The sequence below is a fragment of the Pseudomonas sp. HT11 genome (genome assembly GCF_044875395.1).
Lineage (GTDB): Bacteria > Pseudomonadota > Gammaproteobacteria > Pseudomonadales > Pseudomonadaceae > Aquipseudomonas.
In genome coordinates, this window is sequence record NZ_CP173217.1 from 5,388,843 (window position 1) to 5,409,096 (window position 20,254).

Sequence of the window (20,254 nt, forward strand, 5' to 3'; positions counted from 1 at the left end):
CCGCACGAAGCGGGCGCCGTCTTTCAGATGTGACGAACTTCAACAATCTCGTACTCGATCACGCCACCGGGCGTTTTCACCGCCACCACATCACCCTCTTCCTTGGCAATCAAGGCGCGAGCAAGAGGCGAACCAACCGAGATCTTGCCGAGTTTGAAGTCAGCTTCGTCCTCGCCGACGATGTGGTAAACAACGCGCTCATCCGTCTCGACGTTGGCGATTTCCACGGTGGTACCGAAAATCACTTTGCCGGTATGCGGGATGGTCGTGACGTCGATGATCACCGCGTTCTGCATACGGCCTTCAATGTCACGGATCCGCGCTTCGACCATACCTTGCTGCTCGCGAGCAGCATGGTATTCAGCGTTTTCCTTCAAGTCACCCAGCTCGCGGGCCGTACCGATGTCCTGGCTCAGCTTCGGACGGACAACCTTGGTCAGATGGGCGTGTTCCTCTTCCAGGGCCTTGGCGCCCTGGACGGTCATTGGGTATTTGGTCATGCCTTCAATCCTGCGTGTAGATCCTGCAAGCGACGCACGGTCTTTTCCGGACCGAACTTGAGCGCTTCGCAGATGGCTTCGCCAGCAGCAATAGTAGTGGTGCAGTAGATCTTGTGCTGCAAGGCATTACGACGAATGGAGTAGGAGTCCGCGATCGACTGGCGACCTTCAGTGGTGTTGATGATCAGGGTGACTTCGTCATTCTTGATCATGTCGACAACGTGCGGACGGCCTTCCGTCACCTTGTTCACGCGACGCACTTTCAGGCCGGCAGCTTCAATCAGCTTGGCGGTCCCGGCGGTGGCCACGACTTCAAAGCCCAAGTTGATCAGATCACGGGCCACGCCTGCAACCAGCGGCTTGTCATCATCACGCACACTGATGAACGCGGTACCGCCGGTCGGCAGCACTTCGCTTGCACCCATCTGGGCTTTGGCGAACGCTTCACCGAAGGTGTCGCCCACGCCCATCACCTCACCGGTGGACTTCATCTCTGGGCCCAGGATCGGGTCCACACCAGGGAATTTGGCGAAGGGGAACACCGCCTCTTTCACGCTGTAGAAGTTAGGAATGATTTCCTTGGTGAAGCCGATTTCCTTCAAGGTCTTACCGGCCATCACACGGGCAGCAATCATCGCCAGAGAAACGCCGATGCACTTGGAAACAAATGGCACGGTACGCGAAGCACGCGGGTTGACTTCGATGACGTAGATGTCTTCGCCTTGCAGCGCCAACTGAACGTTCATCAGGCCGACCACGCCCAGTTCCAGAGCCATTTTCTTGACCTGCTCGCGCATCTCGTCCTGGATGTGCGCCGGCAGCGAGTATGGCGGCAGCGAGCATGCGGAGTCACCGGAGTGAACGCCCGCCTGCTCGATGTGTTGCATGATCGCGCCGATCACTACGTCGGTGCCGTCGCAAACAGCATCCACATCCATCTCGATGGCGCAGTTGAGGAAGTGGTCCAGCAGCACCGGGCTGTCGTTGGACACTTTCACCGCATCACGCAGGTAACGCTTGAGCTCTTCTTCTTCGTAGACGATTTCCATCGCACGGCCGCCCAATACGTAGGACGGACGCACCACCAGCGGGTAACCGATCTTGCTGGCTGCGCGGATGGCTTCGTCTTCGCTGCGCACGGTGGCGTTAGGCGGCTGACGCAGACTCAAGCGCTCAACCATCTGCTGGAAGCGCTCACGGTCTTCGGCACGGTCGATGGCGTCAGGGCTGGTGCCGATGATCGGCACGCCGGCTGCTTCTAGGGCGCGAGCCAGTTTCAGCGGAGTTTGGCCACCGTACTGGACGATCACGCCTTTTGGCTTCTCGACGCGGCAGATTTCCAGCACGTCTTCCAGGGTGACCGGCTCGAAGTACAGACGGTCGGAAGTGTCGTAGTCAGTGGAAACGGTTTCCGGGTTGCAGTTGACCATGATGGTCTCGTACCCGTCTTCGCGCAAGGCGAGAGCGGCGTGTACGCAGCAGTAGTCGAACTCGATGCCCTGGCCGATACGGTTTGGACCGCCGCCCAGAATAATGATTTTGTCGCGGCCCGACGGCGCGGCTTCGCACTCCTCCTCATAGGTGGAGTACAGGTATGCAGTGTCGGTGGCGAACTCGGCAGCGCAGGTGTCAACGCGCTTGTAGACCGGGAAGATATCCAACTTGTGGCGATGCGTGCGCAGGTTCTTCTCGGTCACACCCAGCAGCTTGGCCAGACGTTGGTCGGAGAAACCTTTGCGCTTGAGGCGGAACATCAGGTCGCGGTCGATGGAGGACAGACCGAGGGTCTTGACCTTCTCTTCTTCCTTGATCAGATCTTCGATCTGCACCAGGAACCACGGGTCGATCATGTTCATGCCGAAGATTTGTTCGACAGTCATGCCAGCGCGGAAAGCATCGGCCACGTACCAGATACGCTCGGCGCCCGGTACGGTCAGCTCGCGCTTGAGCACGCTCATGCTTTCCGGGTTGCTCAGGTCGAGCTTCTCGTCCAGACCGCAAACACCCACTTCCAGGCCACGCAGGGCTTTCTGCAGGGACTCCTGGAAAGTCCGGCCGATGGCCATGACTTCACCGACGGATTTCATCTGGGTGGTCAGGCGAGCGTCAGCCTTGGCGAACTTCTCGAAGGCAAACCGTGGCAGCTTGGTCACGACGTAGTCGATGGACGGCTCGAAGGATGCCGGCGTAGCGCCACCAGTGATTTCGTTTTGCAACTCGTCCAGGGTGTAACCGATCGCCAGCTTGGCAGCGATACGCGCAATCGGGAAGCCGGTGGCTTTCGATGCCAGCGCCGAAGAACGCGATACACGCGGGTTCATCTCGATCACGACCATGCGGCCGGTGTCCGGGCAGATGCCGAACTGAACGTTGGAACCGCCGGTTTCCACGCCGATCTCACGCAGTACCGCCAACGAGGCGTTACGCATGATCTGGTATTCCTTGTCCGTCAGGGTCTGTGCCGGAGCAACGGTGATCGAGTCACCGGTGTGCACGCCCATCGGGTCGAAGTTTTCGATCGAGCAGACGATGATGCAGTTGTCCTTTTTGTCGCGGACAACCTCCATCTCGTACTCTTTCCAGCCGATCAGGGATTCGTCGATCAGCAGCTCTTTGGTCGGCGACAGGTCCAGACCACGGGCGCAGATTTCTTCGAACTCTTCACGGTTGTAGGCAATACCGCCACCGGTGCCGCCCATGGTGAAGGACGGACGGATGATGCACGGGAAGCCCAGCTTCTCGAGGACCGCATTGGCCTCTTCCATGCTATGGGCGATACCGGAACGCGGGCAATCCAGGCCGATGGACTTCATGGCCTTGTCGAAACGCGAGCGGTCTTCAGCCTTGTCGATGGTGTCGGCGTTGGCGCCGATCATCTCTACGCCGAATTTTTCCAGGACGCCTTCGCGCTCTAGGTCCAGGGCGCAGTTCAGTGCGGTCTGGCCGCCCATGGTTGGCAGCAGCGCGTCCGGACGCTCTTTTTCGATGATCTTGGCAACGGTCTGCCACTTGATCGGCTCGATGTAGGTGGCGTCGGCCATGTCCGGGTCGGTCATGATGGTGGCCGGGTTGGAGTTCACCAGGATGACGCGGTAACCCTCTTCGCGCAGGGCTTTACAGGCCTGGGCGCCGGAGTAGTCGAATTCGCAGGCCTGGCCGATCACGATCGGGCCAGCGCCGAGAATCAGGATGCTTTTTATGTCTGTACGTTTTGGCATGGGTTTGTCACTCAAATCCGCAGGTCAGTCGGCAAGCCGTCTTGAACACTCTTTGAAGAGCCTGCGGGGGCCACCGACATTCGGGGCCGCCCGCAGGCCGCTCAGTCAGCGTCGCTTGGCCATCTCATTGATGAAACGGTCGAACAGCGGCGCTACGTCGTTCGGGCCCGGGCTGGCTTCAGGGTGGCCCTGGAAGCTGAACGCGCTCTTGTCGGTGCGCTCGATGCCTTGCAGGGAACCGTCGAACAGCGACTTGTGAATAGCGCGAACGTTGGCCGGCAAAGTCGCTTCATCCACCGCAAAACCATGGTTCTGGCTGGTGATCATCACAACGCCAGTGTCCAGGTCTTGCACAGGGTGGTTGGCGCCGTGGTGGCCGTGACCCATTTTCAGGGTCTTGGCGCCGGAGGCCAGGGCCAGCAGCTGGTGACCGAGGCAGATACCGAATACCGGAATCTCGGTTTCCAGCACTTCCTTGATCGCCTTGATGGCGTAATCGCAAGGCTCGGGGTCACCCGGGCCGTTGGACAGGAACACACCGTCCGGCTGCAGGGCCAGCACGTCACTGGCCGGGGTTTGCGCCGGCACCACGGTCACGCGGCAACCGCGCTCAACCAGCATGCGCAGGATGTTGTACTTAATCCCGTAGTCGTAGGCGACCACGTGGTATTGCAGGTCGGCAGCGGCGATGGTCTCGTGGCTGTCGGTCTTCAAGTCCCAGACAGTGGAGCGCCACTCGTACTGCTCTTTGGTGCTGACAACTTTCGCCAGGTCCATGCCTTTCAGGCCAGGGAAGCCTTGCGCTGCGGCAATCGCCGCTTCTTCGGAAATATTGTCACCCGCCATGATGCAGCCGTTCTGCGAGCCTTTTTCACGCAGGATGCGTGTCAGGCGGCGCGTGTCGATACCGGCGATTGCCACAACATTGTTGGCTTTCAGGTAATCGGACAGCGACATCGTGTTACGCCAGTTGCTCGCAACCAGCGGCAGGTCACGAATGACCAGACCAGCCGACCAGACACGATCAGACTCGACGTCTTCCGGTGTAGTACCGGTGTTGCCGATGTGCGGATAGGTCAGGGTAACAATCTGTTGGGCGTAGGAAGGATCGGTAAGGATTTCCTGATAGCCGGTCATGGCAGTGTTAAACACTACCTCTCCAACGGTTTGACCGTCGGCTCCAATGGCTTCGCCGCGAAAAATGCTGCCATCAGCAAGGGCGAGTATGGCTGGCTTAGTCAAGAAGACCTCCCGTAAATAAAGCCTGAAAGGGCGATCGCAGGTTGTAAAAAAGCGGAGTGACGTATGGACACGTCACCCCGCTTCTTCACTGAATTATTCTGCGCGCTTTTAGTGGACACACTAAAGCTGTAGCTTACAGAAAAAGGCTTTTTTGGTCCACCGCTAATGAGCCTTAAAGGCAGGGGAATGCGACAGGAAGTCGCCTAGCGGGTAAAAACGGGGCCTCAGGATAATCCTGAGGCCCCGTTTTAGCTACTGATTAGTGCAGATCCAGCACATCACGCATGTCGTACAGCCCCGCTTCACGACCTTCCAACCAAAGGGCGGCACGTACCGCACCCTTGGCGAATGTCATGCGGCTTGAGGCTTTGTGCGTGATCTCAAGGCGCTCGCCTTCGGAGGCGAACAGCACAGTGTGATCACCCACCACATCGCCACCGCGCACAGTGGCAAAACCGATGGTGTCACGCGCACGCGCCCCGGTATGACCTTCACGGCCATACACCGCGACTTTCGACAGATCACGCCCCAGCGCATCGGCGATGGCTTCGCCCATGCGCAATGCGGTACCCGACGGCGCGTCGATCTTGTGGCGATGATGGGTCTCGATGATCTCGATATCCGCCTCATCACCCAGCACACGAGCGGCCAGGTCCAGCAACTTGAGCGACAGGTTCACGCCCACACTGAAATTGGCAGCGAAGACGATTGGAATATCCTTGCCCGCCTCCACCAGCAACTGCTTCTGCTCAGCACTCAAGCCCGTGGTACCGATCACCATGGCTTTGCCCGCCTTGCGGCAGAACGCCAGGTTTTTCAGCATCACCTCCGGCAGGGTGAAATCGATCAGCACGTCGAACTCGTCAGCCACCTGCTCCAGGTTGCCAGACAACGAAACGCCGATGCGCCCCAACGAGGCCAGCTCACCTGCATCCGCACCGATCAACGTGCTGCCCGGGCGAACAATCGCCGCCGTCAGCCCCGAGGCCGGCGAGCGCTGCTGCACCGCTTCGACCAGCGTCTTGCCCATGCGCCCGGCAGCGCCCATTACGGCTATACGTCGCATACTCACTTCCTTACAGGTCGCCGAAGAAGCGCTTCACGCCATCGAAAAATCCGGTGGTTTTCGGCGAATGGGAGTCATCACCCTCCAACGAACTGCGGAACTCTTCCAGCAGTTCGCGCTGACGACGCCCGAGGTTGACCGGTGTTTCCACCGCCACGCGACACATCAGGTCGCCAGCACCGCCACCGCGCACTGGCGCAACGCCTTTGCCACGAATACGGAACTGTTTGCCGGTCTGCGTACCTTCAGGAATCTTGAGTTTGACCCGACCGTCCAGCGTCGGAATCTCCAACTCGCCACCCAGGGCCGCATCGACAAAGCTGATCGGCACTTCACAGAACAGGTGTTTGCCATCGCGCTGGAAGATCGAGTGCTCGCGCACATTGATCACCACATACAGGTCGCCCGTAGGCCCACCTTGAGTCCCCGCCTCACCTTCGCCCGACAGACGAATGCGATCACCGGTATCGACACCCGCCGGCACCTTCACCGAGAGGGTCTTGTACTCTTCTACGCGGCCTTCGCCGTGGCAGGAGTCGCACGGATCAGAAATGATCTTGCCCTGACCATGGCAACGCGGGCAGGTCTGCTGCACCGAGAAGAAGCCCTGCTGCATACGCACCTGGCCAATACCGCCGCAGGTTGGGCACGTGATCGGCGAGGAGCCTTTCTTGGCGCCCGAGCCATCGCACGGCTTGCAATTGACCAGCGTCGGCACACGGATATTGACGCTGGTGCCGCGCACGGCTTCTTCCAGGTTCAGCTCCAGGGTGTAGCGCAAATCGCTGCCACGCTGAGCGCCGCCACGCTGGCCGCCACGGCCACCGCCGAAGAAGTCGCTGAATACGTCGCCGAAAATATCGGAGAAATTCTGACCACCAAAGCCAGCACCGCCGCCGCCCATGCTTGGGTCAACACCCGCATGACCATACTGGTCGTAGGCCGCACGCTTGTTGGGATCAGACAGGCACTCGTAGGCCTCATTGGCCTCTTTGAACAGCTCTTCGGATTCTTTGCTATCCGGATTACGGTCCGGGTGGTGCTTCATCGCCAGGCGACGGTAAGCCTTTTTCAGGTCCGCCTCGCTGGAGCCACGCTCCACACCCAACACTTCGTAATAGTCACGCTTTGCCATAAGTCTTTGCACTCTTAAGGACGTTCGGCCAGACCCTCCTGAGCCTTGCCAAACTCGTTGAGCCCCAATACAGGCCCGGACCCAACTCACGTCAATTCAACGATCCTGGTCATAACTGCTTTTAGCCAGGGAGCCGGCCAAAAACGCGGTGACTGTCGCCAGGAAGCAGGAGCATTCCCAGTCACACCGCCAACATCCGAACCTTGTCGCATGTTGTAAAAATTCGCATACCCCAGACACGCCAACGCGGGAGCAAGCTCCCGCGCGGCGACATCCTACCAGTCACCGCTTGATAGCGGTCAACCGGGCGACCAACTTACTTCTGGTCTTTAACTTCTTCGAACTCGGCATCGACAACATCGTCGTGCTTGGCTTCAGGCTCTGCGTGCTGCGCAGCGCCTTCTGCCGGCTGGCCTTGTTCGGCGTACATTTTCTGAGCAACCGGTGCGGAAACTTTCGACAGCTCCTCAACCTTGGCTTCGATGGCAGCCTTGTCGTCGCCTTTGATAGCGGCTTCCAGGGCAACCACAGCTGCTTCGATTGCGGTTTTCTCTTCAGCAGTCACTTTGTCGCCTGCTTCGGAGATCATTTTGCGCGTCGAGTGAACCAGGGCATCGCCTTGGTTACGGGCGCCGGCCAGCTCAGCAAACTTGGCATCTGCATCAGCGTTGGCTTCAGCATCACGAATCATCTGTTGAATTTCTTCATCAGACAGACCGGAGTTGGCCTTGATGGTGATCTTCTGCTCTTTGCCTGTGGCCTTGTCTTTAGCGCCTACGTGCAGAATGCCGTTGGCGTCGATGTCGAAGGTCACTTCAATTTGCGGCACGCCACGTGGTGCTGGTGGAATCTCAGCCAGGTCGAACTTGCCCAGAGACTTGTTCTGCGCCGCTTGCTTACGCTCACCTTGCAGCACGTGAATGGTCACAGCGCCCTGGTTGTCGTCGGCAGTCGAGAACACTTGCGATTTCTTGGTAGGAATCGTGGTGTTTTTCTCGATCAGCGCGGTCATCACGCCGCCCATGGTTTCGATACCCAGAGTCAGCGGGCTGACGTCCAGCAGCAGCACGTCTTTCACGTCACCGGCCAGTACCGCACCTTGGATAGCAGCACCCATGGCAACGGCTTCGTCCGGGTTCACGTCCTTACGGGCTTCTTTGCCGAAGAACTCGGTGACCAGCTTCTGAACCAGTGGCATACGGGTCTGACCGCCAACCAGGATCACGTCGTTGATCGAGCCAACGTCGATACCGGAGTCTTTCAGCGCGATGCGGCAAGGCTCGATGGTGCGTTGAACCAAGTCTTCAACCAGTGCTTCCAGCTTGGAACGCGAGATCTTCACGTTCAAGTGCTTAGGACCGGTGGCGTCTGCAGTGATGTACGGCAGGTTCACGTCGGTCGACTGAGCGGAAGACAGCTCGATCTTGGCTTTCTCAGCGGCTTCTTTCAGGCGCTGCATGGCCAGCGGGTCACCCTTGAGGTTCATGCCGCTTTCTTTCTTGAATTCGTCAACGAGGTAGTCGATCAGACGAATGTCAAAGTCTTCGCCACCCAGGAAGGTGTCGCCGTTGGTGGCCAACACTTCAAACTGGTGCTCGCCGTCAACTTCAGCGATCTCGATCACGGAGACGTCGAAAGTACCGCCACCCAGGTCGTAAACGATCACAGTGTGGTCGCCCTTGGCCTTGTCCATACCGTAAGCCAGAGCCGCTGCGGTAGGTTCGTTGATGATACGTTTTACGTCCAGGCCCGCGATGCGGCCGGCGTCTTTGGTCGCCTGGCGCTGGCTGTCGTTGAAGTAGGCCGGAACGGTGATCACCGCTTCAGTCACTGCTTCACCGAGGTAGTCTTCGGCGGTCTTCTTCATCTTTTTCAAGATTTCAGCCGAGATTTGCGGCGGCGACATTTTCTGGCCGTTTACTTCAACCCAGGCGTCACCGTTGTCAGCCTTGGCGATTTTGTAAGGGACCATCTTGATGTCTTTCTGTACGACTTCTTCGTCGAACTTACGACCGATCAGACGCTTCACCGCGTACAGGGTGTTGTGCGGGTTGGTCACAGCCTGACGCTTGGCCGACTGACCCACGAGGATTTCACCGTCGTTGGCGTATGCAATGATCGACGGCGTGGTACGCGCGCCTTCGGCGTTTTCGATAACTTTAGCAACGCCGTTTTCCAGCACGGAGACGCAGGAGTTGGTAGTCCCCAGGTCGATACCGATAATTTTGCCCATGATTTACTCTCCCGAAACTTTAATTTGGTTGCCGCAGCAGTGGTGGCTAACTGCGGTAGCACTTAAACGCTTGACTTATAGATGGGGCCGTTACGACTGATTTCAAGCCTGCTCATCAATAGAAGGTGCAACAGGTGCAGGAGCCTTGCTCACCACCACCATTGCCGGGCGCAACAAGCGACCGTTGAGCTGATAACCCTTCTGGAACACTTTCAATACGCTGTTGGGCTCCAGGTCATGGCTTTCCTGCATGGCCATGGCTTGGTGATGCTCCGCATTGAACGGCTCGCCGCCTTGCGGATCGATAGCTTCCAGCTGATAACGCTTGAGGGTGTCCTGGAACATTTTCAGCGTCAGCTCAATTCCTTCGCGCATCGGGCGGATGTTTTCATCGTCCGGGTTGGACAGCTCAAGGCCACGCTCCAGGCTATCGATAATCGGCAGCAGGTCATTGGCGAATTTTTCCAACGCGAATTTGTGAGCCTTCTCGACATCCTGCTCGGCACGGCGGCGGACGTTCTGCAGATCGGCGGCAACACGCAAAGACTGATCCTGCGCAGCAGCCAATTGCTCTTCGAGCACTTGCACACGAGTCGCCAGCTCATCACCGGCAGCCGAATTGGCGTCTGGAGTTTGCGTATCCTGCGTCTGTTCGTCAGCCATAGATTTCTCCTTTCAAAATCATGCGCGAACTCAACTCGCGCTTCTGTTCCGGTATATGGGGCCACAATTTCCAGGTTCAAGAGCGCAGGCGTTACCAAAAGTCTTTCGCGTGCTCTGGATCAATTCCTGCGCACTCATTCCTCATTGAGCTAAGAAACTCCTGCAATCAAGCAAATCGAGCTAAGCATCAGGATTGTCAGCCTCAAACAAAACACTGTATAAATAACCAGACCTAACGCCTCGGAGCGGCCGCCATGCTCGTGCACCTGTCTGTACATAACTACGCCATCGTTGAACATCTGGACCTCGAACTGGATCGCGGGATGAGCGTAATCACAGGCGAAACCGGTGCCGGCAAGTCGATCATGCTCGACGCCCTGGGCCTGACGCTTGGCGACCGTGCCGACAGCGGCGTGGTGCGACCCGGTGCGGACAAGGCCGATATCCTGGCGACCTTCGACCTGGCAGACATTCCAGAAGCCGAAACCTGGCTGGCCGAGCGCGATCTTAATAATGAAGGCCCGTGCATCCTGCGCCGGGTCATCACCGCGGAAGGCCGCTCGCGCGGCTACATCAATGGCACGCCCTGCCCTCTTGGCGACTTGAAAGCCCTGGGCGAGCTGCTGATCGATATCCACAGCCAGCACGAACACCAATCCCTGCTGAAAACCGATACCCATCGCCGCCTGCTCGATGAGTATGCCGGCGCCACCGACCTGGCCCGGCAGGTACAACTTGCCGCCCAGCGCTGGCGTCAGACTCGTCAGGAGCTGGAGCGTCTCTCCAATTCCGGCGACGAGCAGCGCGCTCGCCATCAGCTGCTTAGCTATCAGCTTGAAGAGCTCGAAAGCCTGGGCCTCGGCGAAACCGAGCTGGAGCAACTTGAGCAGGAGCACAAGAACCTCACCAATGCCGAAACCCTGCTGGGTATCTGTCGCCAAGTGGTGGAGCAGTGCAGCGAAAGTGATTCGGGCAATGTCCTGAACGCATTGACCGCCAGCCTCAATCGACTGTCCAGCGTGAACAACGCGTCCGGCTCGCTGAGTGAAGCCACAACACTGTTGACCAGCGCACAGATCCAGGTCGAAGAGGCCGTGGGCGAACTGAATCGCTTTCTTGATCACTTCGACGCGGACCCAGCGCGCCTGCAGGAAATCGAAGAACGTCTGGACACTATTTACACCCTGGCCCGCAAACATCGAATTCAGCCAACCGAAGTAGCGACGATGCAGCAGAAGTTGCTGGATGAAATCGAAACCTTGAACGCGAATGACGAATCCATTGAGCGCCTCGGTGACGAGCTCGCCTCCTTTGCTCGCCACTATCAGGAGAAAGCTCGCGAATTAAGCGAGCTGCGCCAGCAGGCGGCCACAGGCCTGGCCGCAGCGGTAGAGCAGGAAATTCAGCGCCTCGGCATGCCGGGCGGGCGCTTCACCATCGAACTGCATGCCAACACCAGCAATGAGCTGCAACCCCACGGCCTGGAACAGGTGGAGCTGCTGGTGAGCGCCAACCCCGGTCAGCCGCTCAAGGCGTTGGCGAAAGTGGCGTCTGGCGGCGAGCTGTCGCGAATCAGCCTGGCGATCCAGGTCATTACCGCGCAAACCTCACGAGTACCCACGCTGGTATTCGATGAAGTAGACGTGGGTATCGGCGGGCCGACTGCGGAAATTGTTGGCCAATTGCTGCGCCGCCTGGGCGAACGTGGGCAGGTCTTGACCGTGACCCACTTGCCGCAAGTGGCCGCTCAAGGGCATCAGCACCTGTTTGTACATAAAGTACGCGGCAGCGATGCGACCCACACGGCCGTCTCCAAACTGAACAAGTCGGAACGTGTGGAAGAAGTGGCGCGGATGCTGGGCGGGATCGACCTGACCAAAGAGTCTTTGGCCCACGCGAAGAAAATGGTCGTGGCAGCCAAGGCCTAAAATCCGGTTATTTCTTCTATTTAGAAAGCACGAAGGCGACCCTAGGGTCGCCTTCAATCGTTTTGCAGAGCAAATCTGCGTCGATTTTTACTTTTTCTTACGGATGTACAGCACCAGATTATGGTCCACCAAATCGAAACCATGCTCTTCGGCGATAGCCTTCTGGAGCTTCTCGATTTCCGGACTGGTGAACTCGATAACCTCGTTGGTATCCAGGTCAACCATGTGATCGTGATGACCACCGTCAGCCAATTCGAACACCGCATGACCGCCGTCGAAATTATGACGAACCACCAGCCCTGCGGCTTCAAACTGGGTCAGCACACGGTAAACCGTGGCCAGGCCAACGTCCTCGTTAGACTCCATCAGCGCCTTGTAAACATCCTCGGCACTCATGTGGCGCTGCTCAGCAGAATCGAGCATTTGTAGAATCTTGACTCGTGGCAGAGTCACTTTAAGACCGGCTTTGCGTAGTTCGCTATTTTCAACCATGGTTAGCTTTCTCGCGGATGCTGCTTCGCAGCTTCTCTTAATACGGGTATGATCGGCGTTTACGTTGTCCCAGCCAAGATAGTGGAAGTCGCCCACCGATGCAAAACACCAAGCTCTTGCTAACCAGTTTCACCCTTGTGGGACTGCTCGCACTCGCCGGTTGTTCATTCCCCGGGGTTTACAAAATCGACATCCAGCAGGGCAATGTCGTCACGCAGGACATGATAGACCAGTTACGCCCGGGAATGACCCGACGGCAAGTACGGTTTATTATGGGCAACCCCCTGCTGACCGACACTTTTCATGCCGATCGCTGGGATTATCTCTACAGCATCCAGCCTGGTGGCGGTGAACGCCAGCAGGAACGCGTCAGTGTCATCTTCAATGGCAATGACCAGCTTGTCAGCCTGTCCGGTGACTTCATGCCTGGCGTAAGCCGTGATGAAGCCTTGCTGGGCAAGGACAACGGCACCAATGTGACTGCGCCCGCGCAGGAAGCAGAAAAGCCTAAGTCTGAAGTGCCGGCCAAGCCAGGCTCCTTGCTGGATCAGATCCAGAAGGACGTGGACGGCGTGCAAACCGTTCCAGTCCCGACGCCTCAGCCTCTGGACACCGGCCCGCAGTAAGTTTGCGGCGCTCGATAAAAAGCCCGGCATGCCGGGCTTTTTGTTGCCTGCCTTTTAGCAGGGAGTCATGAAATTTTCTGCCGGGCTATCGCCGCCTTGGCCGCGCGCAGCCTGCGCACTTCCTTGGGGTCTGCCAGCAAGGGCCGGTAAATCTCGATACGGTCACCCGGCTGCACAGCGCGCGTATCCGCATCCGTAACTACCTTGCCGAATATGCCCAAAGGGCAATCAGCCAAGACTACTGTTGGAAAGTGCACTGCGATACCCGACGCCAGCACCGCAGCCCTCAGGCTTGTGCCCGCCGGCACAGTGACCGCCAACAAGACCTGACGGTCTTCGGCGGCATACACCACCTCAATCTCAACCATGCAGTTGCTTGGCCCGCTGGCAGAATGCGTCCACCAGCGTATTGGCCGCCTGGTTGAACAAAGGCCCCAACGTTGCCCGCACAATCGGCCCCGCATAATCAAAGGACAGGTCCAGGCTGATCTTGCAGGCCTTGTCAGTCAGCGCCTTGAACACCCATACCCCATGAAGCTGGGTGAACGGCCCCTCTTGCAAATTCATTTCGATGGATTGCCCAGGGACCAACACATTGCGCGTAACAAAATGCTGGCTGAGGCCGCCCTTCGCCACACCGACACTGGCAACCATGTGCTCATCACTGCTCTCCAGCACCTCGGCGGTGTTGCACCATGGCAGGAATTCCGGGTAACGCGCCACGTCGTTGACCAGGTCATAGAGCGCCTGCGCCGGATAAGGCAATAAAGCCGAACGTTGAATATGCGTCGTCATGTGAGCGTTACTTCCACTGCTGAGGCAAACATCGCGAAAGAACAGCCCGATCCGCGAGAGAAAAAAACCAAAGAACTGCCGGTATTGTCCGGGATTCGTCCAACACGCTCAAGCACGCAGGTTGACCGTAGCCGACACGCTCGCAACTCCCTATAATGCCGCCCCTATGGCTAAACAAAAGAAACACCCCACAGGGACCATCGCGCAAAATAAAAAGGCGCGACACGATTACTTCATCGAACATCGGTTCGAGGCTGGTCTGGTCCTGGCCGGCTGGGAAGTAAAAAGTCTGCGCGCCAGCAAGCTGCAACTGGTCGACAGCTACGTATTGCTCAAGGATGGCGAGGCATGGCTGCTCGGCAGTCATATCACCCCGCTGACCACCGCGAGCACCCACGTGATTGCTGACCCGGTGCGCACGCGCAAGCTGTTGCTCAACGCCCGCGAACTCGAAAAGCTCGCCGCCGCTGTACAGCAGAAAGGCTATGCCTGCATCTGCCTGTCGTGGTACTGGAGCAAGCACCTGGTCAAGTGCGAGATCGCATTGGGCAAGGGTAAAAAGGAATACGACAAGCGCGATACCGAGCGCGAGCGCGATTCCAATCGTGAGCTGCATCGCGCCGTACGCAACAAGGGCAAGGAAGAATAATCCTTGTGACGATGTAGCCCTGGGTGACTCACCCGGGCTACAGGCCTTTACGTCGCTCCGCCCGCGCCACGCGCTGGACCTCCTGACGCACCTCCTCCAACACCTCCTGCACATACAGCAGATGGCGTGTTGAAACCTCACGCGCCTGCTCGGCCCGCCCCTCGATAATCGCCAGGTACAAATCCCGGTGCTGACTGATCAGCATGTCGCGGGTTTCCGTACGCTGTTGATACATGCCACCGATGTTGGTCACCACGTTGCGCTTGAGCAGATCAAACAAGCCGCGGATGGTGTGCAGCAACACCGCATTATGGCTGGCCTCGGCGATAGCCAAGTGAAACCTCGCATCCGCCGCACCCTCCTCCACCCGACTCACTTCATCAACGCGCGTGTAGCAATCCTGTAATGCCTCAAACGCTGCAGTCAGCCGCTCACGATCAACTTCGGTGGCGCGCTGTGCGGCGTAAAAAGCACACGATGCTTCAAGCGTCTGGCGAAACTCCAGCAAATCCCGCTGGGCCTCGGGGTTATTTTCCAGCAGGTGCAGCAGCGGGTCGCTGAACGTCGACCCCAGGGAGTCCGCCACATAGTTGCCGCCGCCCTGGCGACTGACCAGCAACCCCTTGGCCGCCAGCTTCTGGATCGCCTCGCGCAACGATGGGCGCGACACGCCAAATTGCTCAGCCAACGCGCGCTCGGCCGGCAAGCGCTCGCCCGACTTCAACGTGCCCTCGAGGATCATGCCCTCAAGCTGCTCGACGATATCGTCAGACAAACGGCGCTGACGCACCTGATCAAACCCCATAACTCACTCTCCACAATCCCGACCACTCGCCGGGCCCTCTATTCTGGCCTATCGCCGCGCTTGCGGCACCTATCAGAACGCCCTCGATTTACCCGAGCAGAACCTCTGCGCCGCCCAGATACGACCAAAGTTTCGCGAGCGGCAAATTGACACACCCCATCCCAGGCTTTTACTCTAGCCAACAGCAACTGTAAATTGGTATTACCAATTACCCACGCTGACCTAACAACAACAATCAGGGGCCACCCCATATGCAAACCTGGCAACAGCTCTACAGCCCGCTCGGCAGCCTCGACCTGTCCGCATTGGCCGCCGTCATTCCAATCGTATTTTTCTTCCTCGCCCTGGCCGTGTTTCGCCTCAAAGGCCACGTCGCCGGGAGCATCACCTTGGGGCTGTCGATCCTGGTGGCTATCTTTGCCTTCCAGATGCCCGTGGACATGGCACTGGCCGCCGCTGGTTATGGCTTTGCCTACGGCCTGTGGCCTATCGCGTGGATCATCGTCGCAGCCGTGTTTCTCTACAAACTGACGGTCAAGAGCGGCCAGTTCGAGATCATCCGCAGCTCAGTGCTGTCGATTACCGACGACCAGCGCCTGCAAGTGCTGCTGATCGGTTTCTGCTTCGGCGCGTTCCTCGAAGGCGCGGCCGGCTTCGGCGCACCTGTGGCGATCACTGCCGCCCTGCTGGTCGGCCTGGGTTTCAACCCGTTGTACGCCGCCGGTCTGTGCCTGATCGCTAACACGGCGCCAGTGGCCTTCGGCGCGCTAGGTATTCCGATCATCGTCGCAGGCCAGGTCACCGGCATTGACGCATTCAAGATCGGCGCCATGACCGGCCGCCAACTGCCCCTGCTGTCGCTGTTCGTGCCGTTCTGGCTGGTGTTCATGATGGACGGCCTGCGTGGCGTTCGTGAAACCTGGCCGGCCGCCTTGGTGGCAGGCCTGAGCTTTGCCGTTACCCAATATTTCACTTCCAACTTCATCGGCCCGGAGCTGCCGGACATCACTTCCGCGCTGGCCGCCCTGATAGCCCTGACCTTGTTCCTGAAAGTCTGGCAGCCCAAGCGCACCGCGGGCGCGCAGATTGCCGGCGCGACGTCCAGCGCCGCAGTTACCGCCAGTGTCGGCGGCTTCGGCCAACCGCGCCAAACGGTCGCTTCGCCCTACAGCCTGGGGCAGATTTTCAAAGCCTGGTCGCCGTTCCTGATCCTGACCGTCCTGGTCACCCTTTGGACCCTCAAACCTTTCAAGGCAATGTTCGCGGCGGGCGGTTCGATGTACAGCTGGGTCTTCAACTTCGCGATCCCGCACCTGGACCAGTTGGTGATCAAGGTCGCCCCGATCGTCACCACCCCAACGGCGATTCCAGCCGTGTTCAAACTGGACCCCATTTCAGCCACCGGCACGGCGATTTTCTTCTCCGCACTCGTGTCGATGCTGGTGCTCAAGATCAACGTAAAAACTGGTCTTACCACTTTAAAAGAGACCTTCTATGAGCTGCGCTGGCCGATCCTCTCGATTGGCATGGTGCTGGCGTTTGCCTTCGTTACCAACTACTCCGGCATGTCCTCGACCATGGCACTGGTGCTGGCCGGAACCGGTGCTGCATTCCCGTTCTTCTCGCCGTTCCTTGGCTGGCTTGGCGTTTTTCTGACAGGCTCTGACACATCGTCCAATGCCCTGTTCAGCTCGCTGCAAGCCACCACTGCCCACCAGATCGGCGTCAACGACGTGCTATTGGTTGCCGCCAATACCAGCGGCGGCGTGACCGGCAAGATGATCTCGCCGCAGTCGATCGCCGTCGCCTGCGCCGCCACCGGCCTGGTGGGCAAGGAATCCGATCTGTTCCGCTTTACCCTCAAGCACAGCCTGTTTTTTGCCACCATCGTCGGGCTGATCACGCTGGCGCAGGCCTACTGGTTCACCGGTATGCTGGTGCACTGAAACCTGCACGTAATAGGGTAAGAATCGACGCCGGACACTCATGCCGGCGTCAGCTATTTCTGGAGGACCGATGAGCCTGCATGCTGCTTTTCTGAGCGACGCCGCACAACTGATCCCGAAAGATCGTCGCTTCGACGATCCACTTTCCACCCTGGCCTTCGGCACCGACGCCAGTTTTTACCGACTGATCCCACAGCTGGTGATCCGCGTGGAGTCGGAAGACGAAGTAGTTGCACTGCTGCAATTGGCTCAGCGTGATCGCGTACCCGTGACCTTCCGCGCGGCGGGCACCAGCCTGTCAGGCCAAGCCATCAGCGACTCGGTGCTGATCGTGCTGGGTGACAACTGGAACGGTCGCGAGATTCGTGGGCAAGGCACACAGATCCGCCTGCAACCCGGCGTGATTGGCGCGCAGGCCAATGCGTGGCTTGCGCCGTTCGGACGCAAGATTGGCCCGGACCCCGCGTCGATCAATGCCTGCAAAATTGGCGGCATCGTCGCCAACAATGCCAGCGGCATGTGCTGCGGTACCGCGCAGAACACCTATCACACCCTGGCTGGCATCCGGCTGGTACTGGCCGACGGCAGCCGCCTGGATACCGAAGATGCGGCGAGCGTCGCGGCTTTTCGCAACCAACATGGCGCGCTGCTGGAACGCCTGGCGACGATGGGACGTGAGACGCGGGCAAACGCTGAATTGGCGGCCAAAATCCGCCACAAATACCGTCTGAAAAATACCACCGGCCTGTCACTCAATGCCTTGGTGGATTTCGACGAGCCACTGGATATCCTCAGCCACTTGCTGGTGGGTTCCGAAGGCACCCTGGGTTTTATCAGCGCGGTGACTTACGACACGGTGATCGATCACCCGCACAAAGCTTCGGCGCTGATCGTGTTCCCGGATGTCGAAACCTGCTGCAACGCGGTGACGGTGCTGAAAACCCAGCCGGTCTCGGCCGTCGAGTTGCTGGACCGGCGCAGCATGCGTTCGGTACAGGACAAACCGGGCATGCCCGCTTTCGTACAGCAGTTATCGGAAAATGCCTGCGCGCTACTGATCGAATCCCGCGCCGCGTCGCCGTCGTTGCTGCACGAGCAGCTGTCGCTGATCATGGCGTCCCTGGCACCTTTCCCTGTGGAAAAACAGGTCGACTTCACCGAAGATCTGGTCGAAAACGCAAGGCTGTGGGCCATCCGCAAAGACACCTTCCCCGCCGTGGGTGCTGTACGTAAAACCGGCACCACCGTAATCATCGAAGACGTGACCTTCCCGGTCGAGCAACTGGCCATCGGCGTGAATCGCTTGATCGAGTTGTTCGACAAACATCGCTACGACGAAGCCATCCTTTTCGGACATGCCCTGGAAGGTAATTTGCACTTTGTGTTCACCCAAGGCTTCAACAGCACCGAAGAAATCGCACGCTATCAAGCGTTCATGGACGACGTCGCGCAATTGGTGGCAGTGGAGTTTGGTGGCTCGCTAAAAGCCGAACATGGCACTGGCCGTAATATGGCGCCGTTCGTTGAACTGGAATGGGGCAGCGATGCGTATCAGTTGATGTGGCAGCTCAAACGCCTGCTCGACCCCAATGGCATTCTCAACCCCGACGTGGTGCTCAGCGAAGACCCGCACATTCACCTCAAACACCTCAAGCCATTGCCTGCGGCCGACGAGATTGTGGATAAGTGCATCGAGTGCGGTTTCTGCGAGCCGGTATGCCCCTCCAAGGGCCTGACCTTGAGCCCGCGCCAGCGCATTGTGATCTGGCGCGATATCCAGGCGAAGAAACGCGCGGGTGCAGACACCACCGAGTTGGAAGCGGCTTACCACTACCAAGGCATCGACACCTGCGCCGCCACCGGGTTATGCGCTCAACGCTGCCCTGTAGGCATCAATACCGGCGACCTGGTGAAAAAGCTGCGCGCCCGTGACGCTGACAGTCAGAAAACCGCCGAATGGCTTGCCAGCCATTTCGCCACGGCACTGCAAGGTGCGCGCTTTACCCTGCATGTCGCCAACGGCGCGCGCATGCTCTTGGGCGCGCCACGCCTGGCCAAACTGTCCGCGACGGTGACTAAGCTGTCCAAGGGGCAAATCCCGCAGTGGAGCAGCGCCATGCCTCAGCCGGAAAAAGCCATTCGCTTCAGCCCGGCCGTGACGGATGAGCGACCGCGCGTGGTCTACCTGGCAGCCTGCGTCTCACGCGCCATGGGCCCGGCGGCGGGTGATAAAGAGCAGATGTCGCTGTACGAAAAGACCCGAGGGCTGCTGGAAAAAGCCGGTTACCAGGTAGTCTTTCCCGACAATCAGGACAGCCTGTGCTGCGGCCAGCCGTTCGCCTCCAAAGGTTACGCTGAACAAGCCGAGCACAAACGCCAGGAGCTGATCGGCGCCCTGCTCCACGCCAGCCGCGGCGGCCTCGACCCGATCTATTGCGACACCAGCCCCTGCACCCTGCGCCTGGTACAAGACCTGGGCGAAACACGCCTGGACCTCTACGACCCGGTGCGTTTTATCCGCACCCACCTGATGGACCGCCTCGACTTCACGCCGCAGGAGGCGCCCATCGCCGTGCACGTCACCTGCAGCACTCAGCACCTAGGCGAGAGCCAGGCGTTGATTGATCTCGCGCGACGCTGCTCAAAAAACGTGGTGATCCCGGAAGGCATCCATTGCTGCGGTTTTGCCGGCGACAAAGGCTTTACCACGCCCGAGCTCAACGCCCACTCACTGCGGTCGCTCAAGGACGCCGTGCAACATTGCAGCGAAGGCATTTCCACCAGCCGCACCTGCGAGATCGGCCTGAGCCAGCATGGAGGCATTGATTATCACGGGTTGGTGTATCTGGTGGACCGGGTAACGCAAGCTCGAGCGCATTAAATGGCCACTAAACCGAACGCCTGTGCGTCTGCGTAGTCATTTGAATAGGCCTCGGCGTACGAGGCTTAACAGTGA

General features: G+C 58.8%; 16 protein-coding genes. 5 read left to right on the top strand and 11 right to left on the bottom strand.

All coding sequences use genetic code 11. The features are described 5' to 3' along the window. Window positions 1–23: 23 nt before the first annotated feature. From greA to grpE, 7 genes are all read right to left on the bottom strand, one after another. Entirely contained in the window at window positions 24–500 is a 477-nt protein-coding gene (gene greA, locus ABWL43_RS24930; protein ID WP_083356716.1) for a transcription elongation factor GreA, read from the bottom strand. Further along, window positions 497–3,718, bottom strand: a complete 3,222-nt coding sequence (gene carB / locus ABWL43_RS24935; RefSeq protein WP_145162157.1) for a carbamoyl-phosphate synthase large subunit — start codon at window positions 3,716–3,718, stop codon at window positions 497–499. Before carB ends, greA begins: the two co-directional genes overlap by 4 nt. Before the next feature lie 105 nt (window positions 3,719–3,823). Next, entirely contained in the window at window positions 3,824–4,960 is a 1,137-nt protein-coding gene (gene carA / locus ABWL43_RS24940) for a glutamine-hydrolyzing carbamoyl-phosphate synthase small subunit (RefSeq protein ID WP_124418491.1), read from the bottom strand. Between the two features lie 259 nt (window positions 4,961–5,219). Next, window positions 5,220–6,026 carry a 4-hydroxy-tetrahydrodipicolinate reductase gene (gene dapB, locus ABWL43_RS24945; protein ID WP_145162164.1) on the bottom strand — a complete coding sequence of 269 codons (807 nt, stop codon included), beginning with the start codon at window positions 6,024–6,026 and terminating at the stop codon, window positions 5,220–5,222. A 10-nt stretch (window positions 6,027–6,036) separates the two neighbouring features. Then, complete coding sequence (dnaJ, locus tag ABWL43_RS24950; protein WP_119741042.1) at window positions 6,037–7,161, bottom strand: molecular chaperone DnaJ; 1,125 nt, start codon at window positions 7,159–7,161, stop codon at window positions 6,037–6,039. Window positions 7,162–7,477: 316 nt separating this feature from the next. After that, the gene (gene dnaK, locus ABWL43_RS24955) at window positions 7,478–9,394 is read right to left on the bottom strand and encodes a molecular chaperone DnaK (protein ID WP_106579264.1); all 1,917 of its coding nucleotides are present in this window, start codon (window positions 9,392–9,394) and stop codon (window positions 7,478–7,480) included. Window positions 9,395–9,496: 102 nt separating this feature from the next. Next, on the bottom strand, window positions 9,497–10,057 hold the full coding sequence (gene grpE, locus ABWL43_RS24960) for a nucleotide exchange factor GrpE (RefSeq protein WP_017139264.1): 561 nt from the start codon (window positions 10,055–10,057) through the stop codon (window positions 9,497–9,499). Window positions 10,058–10,311: 254 nt separating this feature from the next. Between grpE and recN the strand changes: the two genes are divergently transcribed. Further along, window positions 10,312–11,985, top strand: coding sequence for a DNA repair protein RecN (gene recN / locus ABWL43_RS24965; protein WP_242200396.1), 1,674 nt, complete (start codon window positions 10,312–10,314; stop codon window positions 11,983–11,985). An 87-nt stretch (window positions 11,986–12,072) separates the two neighbouring features. On the opposite strand, the gene fur is transcribed toward recN, so the two are convergent. Continuing rightward, window positions 12,073–12,477 (bottom strand): ferric iron uptake transcriptional regulator, encoded by a 405-nt coding sequence (fur, locus tag ABWL43_RS24970; protein WP_024077449.1) that lies wholly within the window; start codon window positions 12,475–12,477, stop codon window positions 12,073–12,075. 98 nt (window positions 12,478–12,575) lie between these two features. Between fur and ABWL43_RS24975 the strand changes: the two genes are divergently transcribed. Next, the gene (locus tag ABWL43_RS24975; RefSeq protein WP_106579266.1) at window positions 12,576–13,103 is read left to right on the top strand and encodes an outer membrane protein assembly factor BamE; all 528 of its coding nucleotides are present in this window, start codon (window positions 12,576–12,578) and stop codon (window positions 13,101–13,103) included. 65 nt (window positions 13,104–13,168) lie between these two features. On the opposite strand, the gene ABWL43_RS24980 is transcribed toward ABWL43_RS24975, so the two are convergent. Next, on the bottom strand, window positions 13,169–13,471 hold the full coding sequence (locus ABWL43_RS24980; RefSeq protein ID WP_262208600.1) for an RnfH family protein: 303 nt from the start codon (window positions 13,469–13,471) through the stop codon (window positions 13,169–13,171). Next, window positions 13,464–13,898, bottom strand: coding sequence for a type II toxin-antitoxin system RatA family toxin (locus ABWL43_RS24985; RefSeq protein WP_124418492.1), 435 nt, complete (start codon window positions 13,896–13,898; stop codon window positions 13,464–13,466). The genes ABWL43_RS24980 and ABWL43_RS24985 overlap by 8 nt, the downstream gene beginning before the upstream one ends. 166 nt (window positions 13,899–14,064) lie before the next feature. Here ABWL43_RS24985 and smpB point away from each other — a divergent pair, with 166 nt between their 5' ends. Continuing rightward, on the top strand, window positions 14,065–14,547 hold the full coding sequence (gene smpB / locus ABWL43_RS24990) for an SsrA-binding protein SmpB (protein WP_003176160.1): 483 nt from the start codon (window positions 14,065–14,067) through the stop codon (window positions 14,545–14,547). A 37-nt stretch (window positions 14,548–14,584) separates the two neighbouring features. On the opposite strand, the gene ABWL43_RS24995 is transcribed toward smpB, so the two are convergent. Beyond that, complete coding sequence (locus ABWL43_RS24995) at window positions 14,585–15,352, bottom strand: FCD domain-containing protein (protein ID WP_242200392.1); 768 nt, start codon at window positions 15,350–15,352, stop codon at window positions 14,585–14,587. 251 nt (window positions 15,353–15,603) lie between these two features. On the opposite strand from ABWL43_RS24995, the gene ABWL43_RS25000 reads away from it, so the two are divergent. Further along, entirely contained in the window at window positions 15,604–17,298 is a 1,695-nt protein-coding gene (locus ABWL43_RS25000) for a lactate permease LctP family transporter (RefSeq protein WP_404485051.1), read from the top strand. Between the two features lie 70 nt (window positions 17,299–17,368). Then, a complete protein-coding gene (locus ABWL43_RS25005) occupies window positions 17,369–20,179 on the top strand; it encodes an FAD-binding and (Fe-S)-binding domain-containing protein (protein WP_404485054.1) in 2,811 nt (936 codons plus the stop codon). Window positions 20,180–20,254: the final 75 nt, after the last annotated feature.

Bases quoted from the DNA above. Each gene is read 5' to 3' on its own strand.
- greA (WP_083356716.1), bottom strand. From the start codon at position 500: ATGACCAAATACCCAATGACCGTCCAGGGCGCCAAGGCCCTGGAAGAG.
- carB (WP_145162157.1), bottom strand. From the start codon at position 3,718: ATGCCAAAACGTACAGACATAAAAAGCATCCTGATTCTCGGCGCTGGC.
- dapB (WP_145162164.1), bottom strand. From the start codon at position 6,026: ATGCGACGTATAGCCGTAATGGGCGCTGCCGGGCGCATGGGCAAGACG.
- dnaJ (WP_119741042.1), bottom strand. From the start codon at position 7,161: ATGGCAAAGCGTGACTATTACGAAGTGTTGGGTGTGGAGCGTGGCTCC.
- dnaK (WP_106579264.1), bottom strand. From the start codon at position 9,394: ATGGGCAAAATTATCGGTATCGACCTGGGGACTACCAACTCCTGCGTC.
- grpE (WP_017139264.1), bottom strand. From the start codon at position 10,057: ATGGCTGACGAACAGACGCAGGATACGCAAACTCCAGACGCCAATTCG.
- recN (WP_242200396.1), top strand. From the start codon at position 10,312: ATGCTCGTGCACCTGTCTGTACATAACTACGCCATCGTTGAACATCTG.
- fur (WP_024077449.1), bottom strand. From the start codon at position 12,477: ATGGTTGAAAATAGCGAACTACGCAAAGCCGGTCTTAAAGTGACTCTG.
- ABWL43_RS24975 (WP_106579266.1), top strand. From the start codon at position 12,576: ATGCAAAACACCAAGCTCTTGCTAACCAGTTTCACCCTTGTGGGACTG.
- ABWL43_RS24980 (WP_262208600.1), bottom strand. From the start codon at position 13,471: ATGGTTGAGATTGAGGTGGTGTATGCCGCCGAAGACCGTCAGGTCTTG.
- ABWL43_RS24985 (WP_124418492.1), bottom strand. From the start codon at position 13,898: ATGACGACGCATATTCAACGTTCGGCTTTATTGCCTTATCCGGCGCAG.
- smpB (WP_003176160.1), top strand. From the start codon at position 14,065: ATGGCTAAACAAAAGAAACACCCCACAGGGACCATCGCGCAAAATAAA.
- ABWL43_RS24995 (WP_242200392.1), bottom strand. From the start codon at position 15,352: ATGGGGTTTGATCAGGTGCGTCAGCGCCGTTTGTCTGACGATATCGTC.
- ABWL43_RS25000 (WP_404485051.1), top strand. From the start codon at position 15,604: ATGCAAACCTGGCAACAGCTCTACAGCCCGCTCGGCAGCCTCGACCTG.
- ABWL43_RS25005 (WP_404485054.1), top strand. From the start codon at position 17,369: ATGAGCCTGCATGCTGCTTTTCTGAGCGACGCCGCACAACTGATCCCG.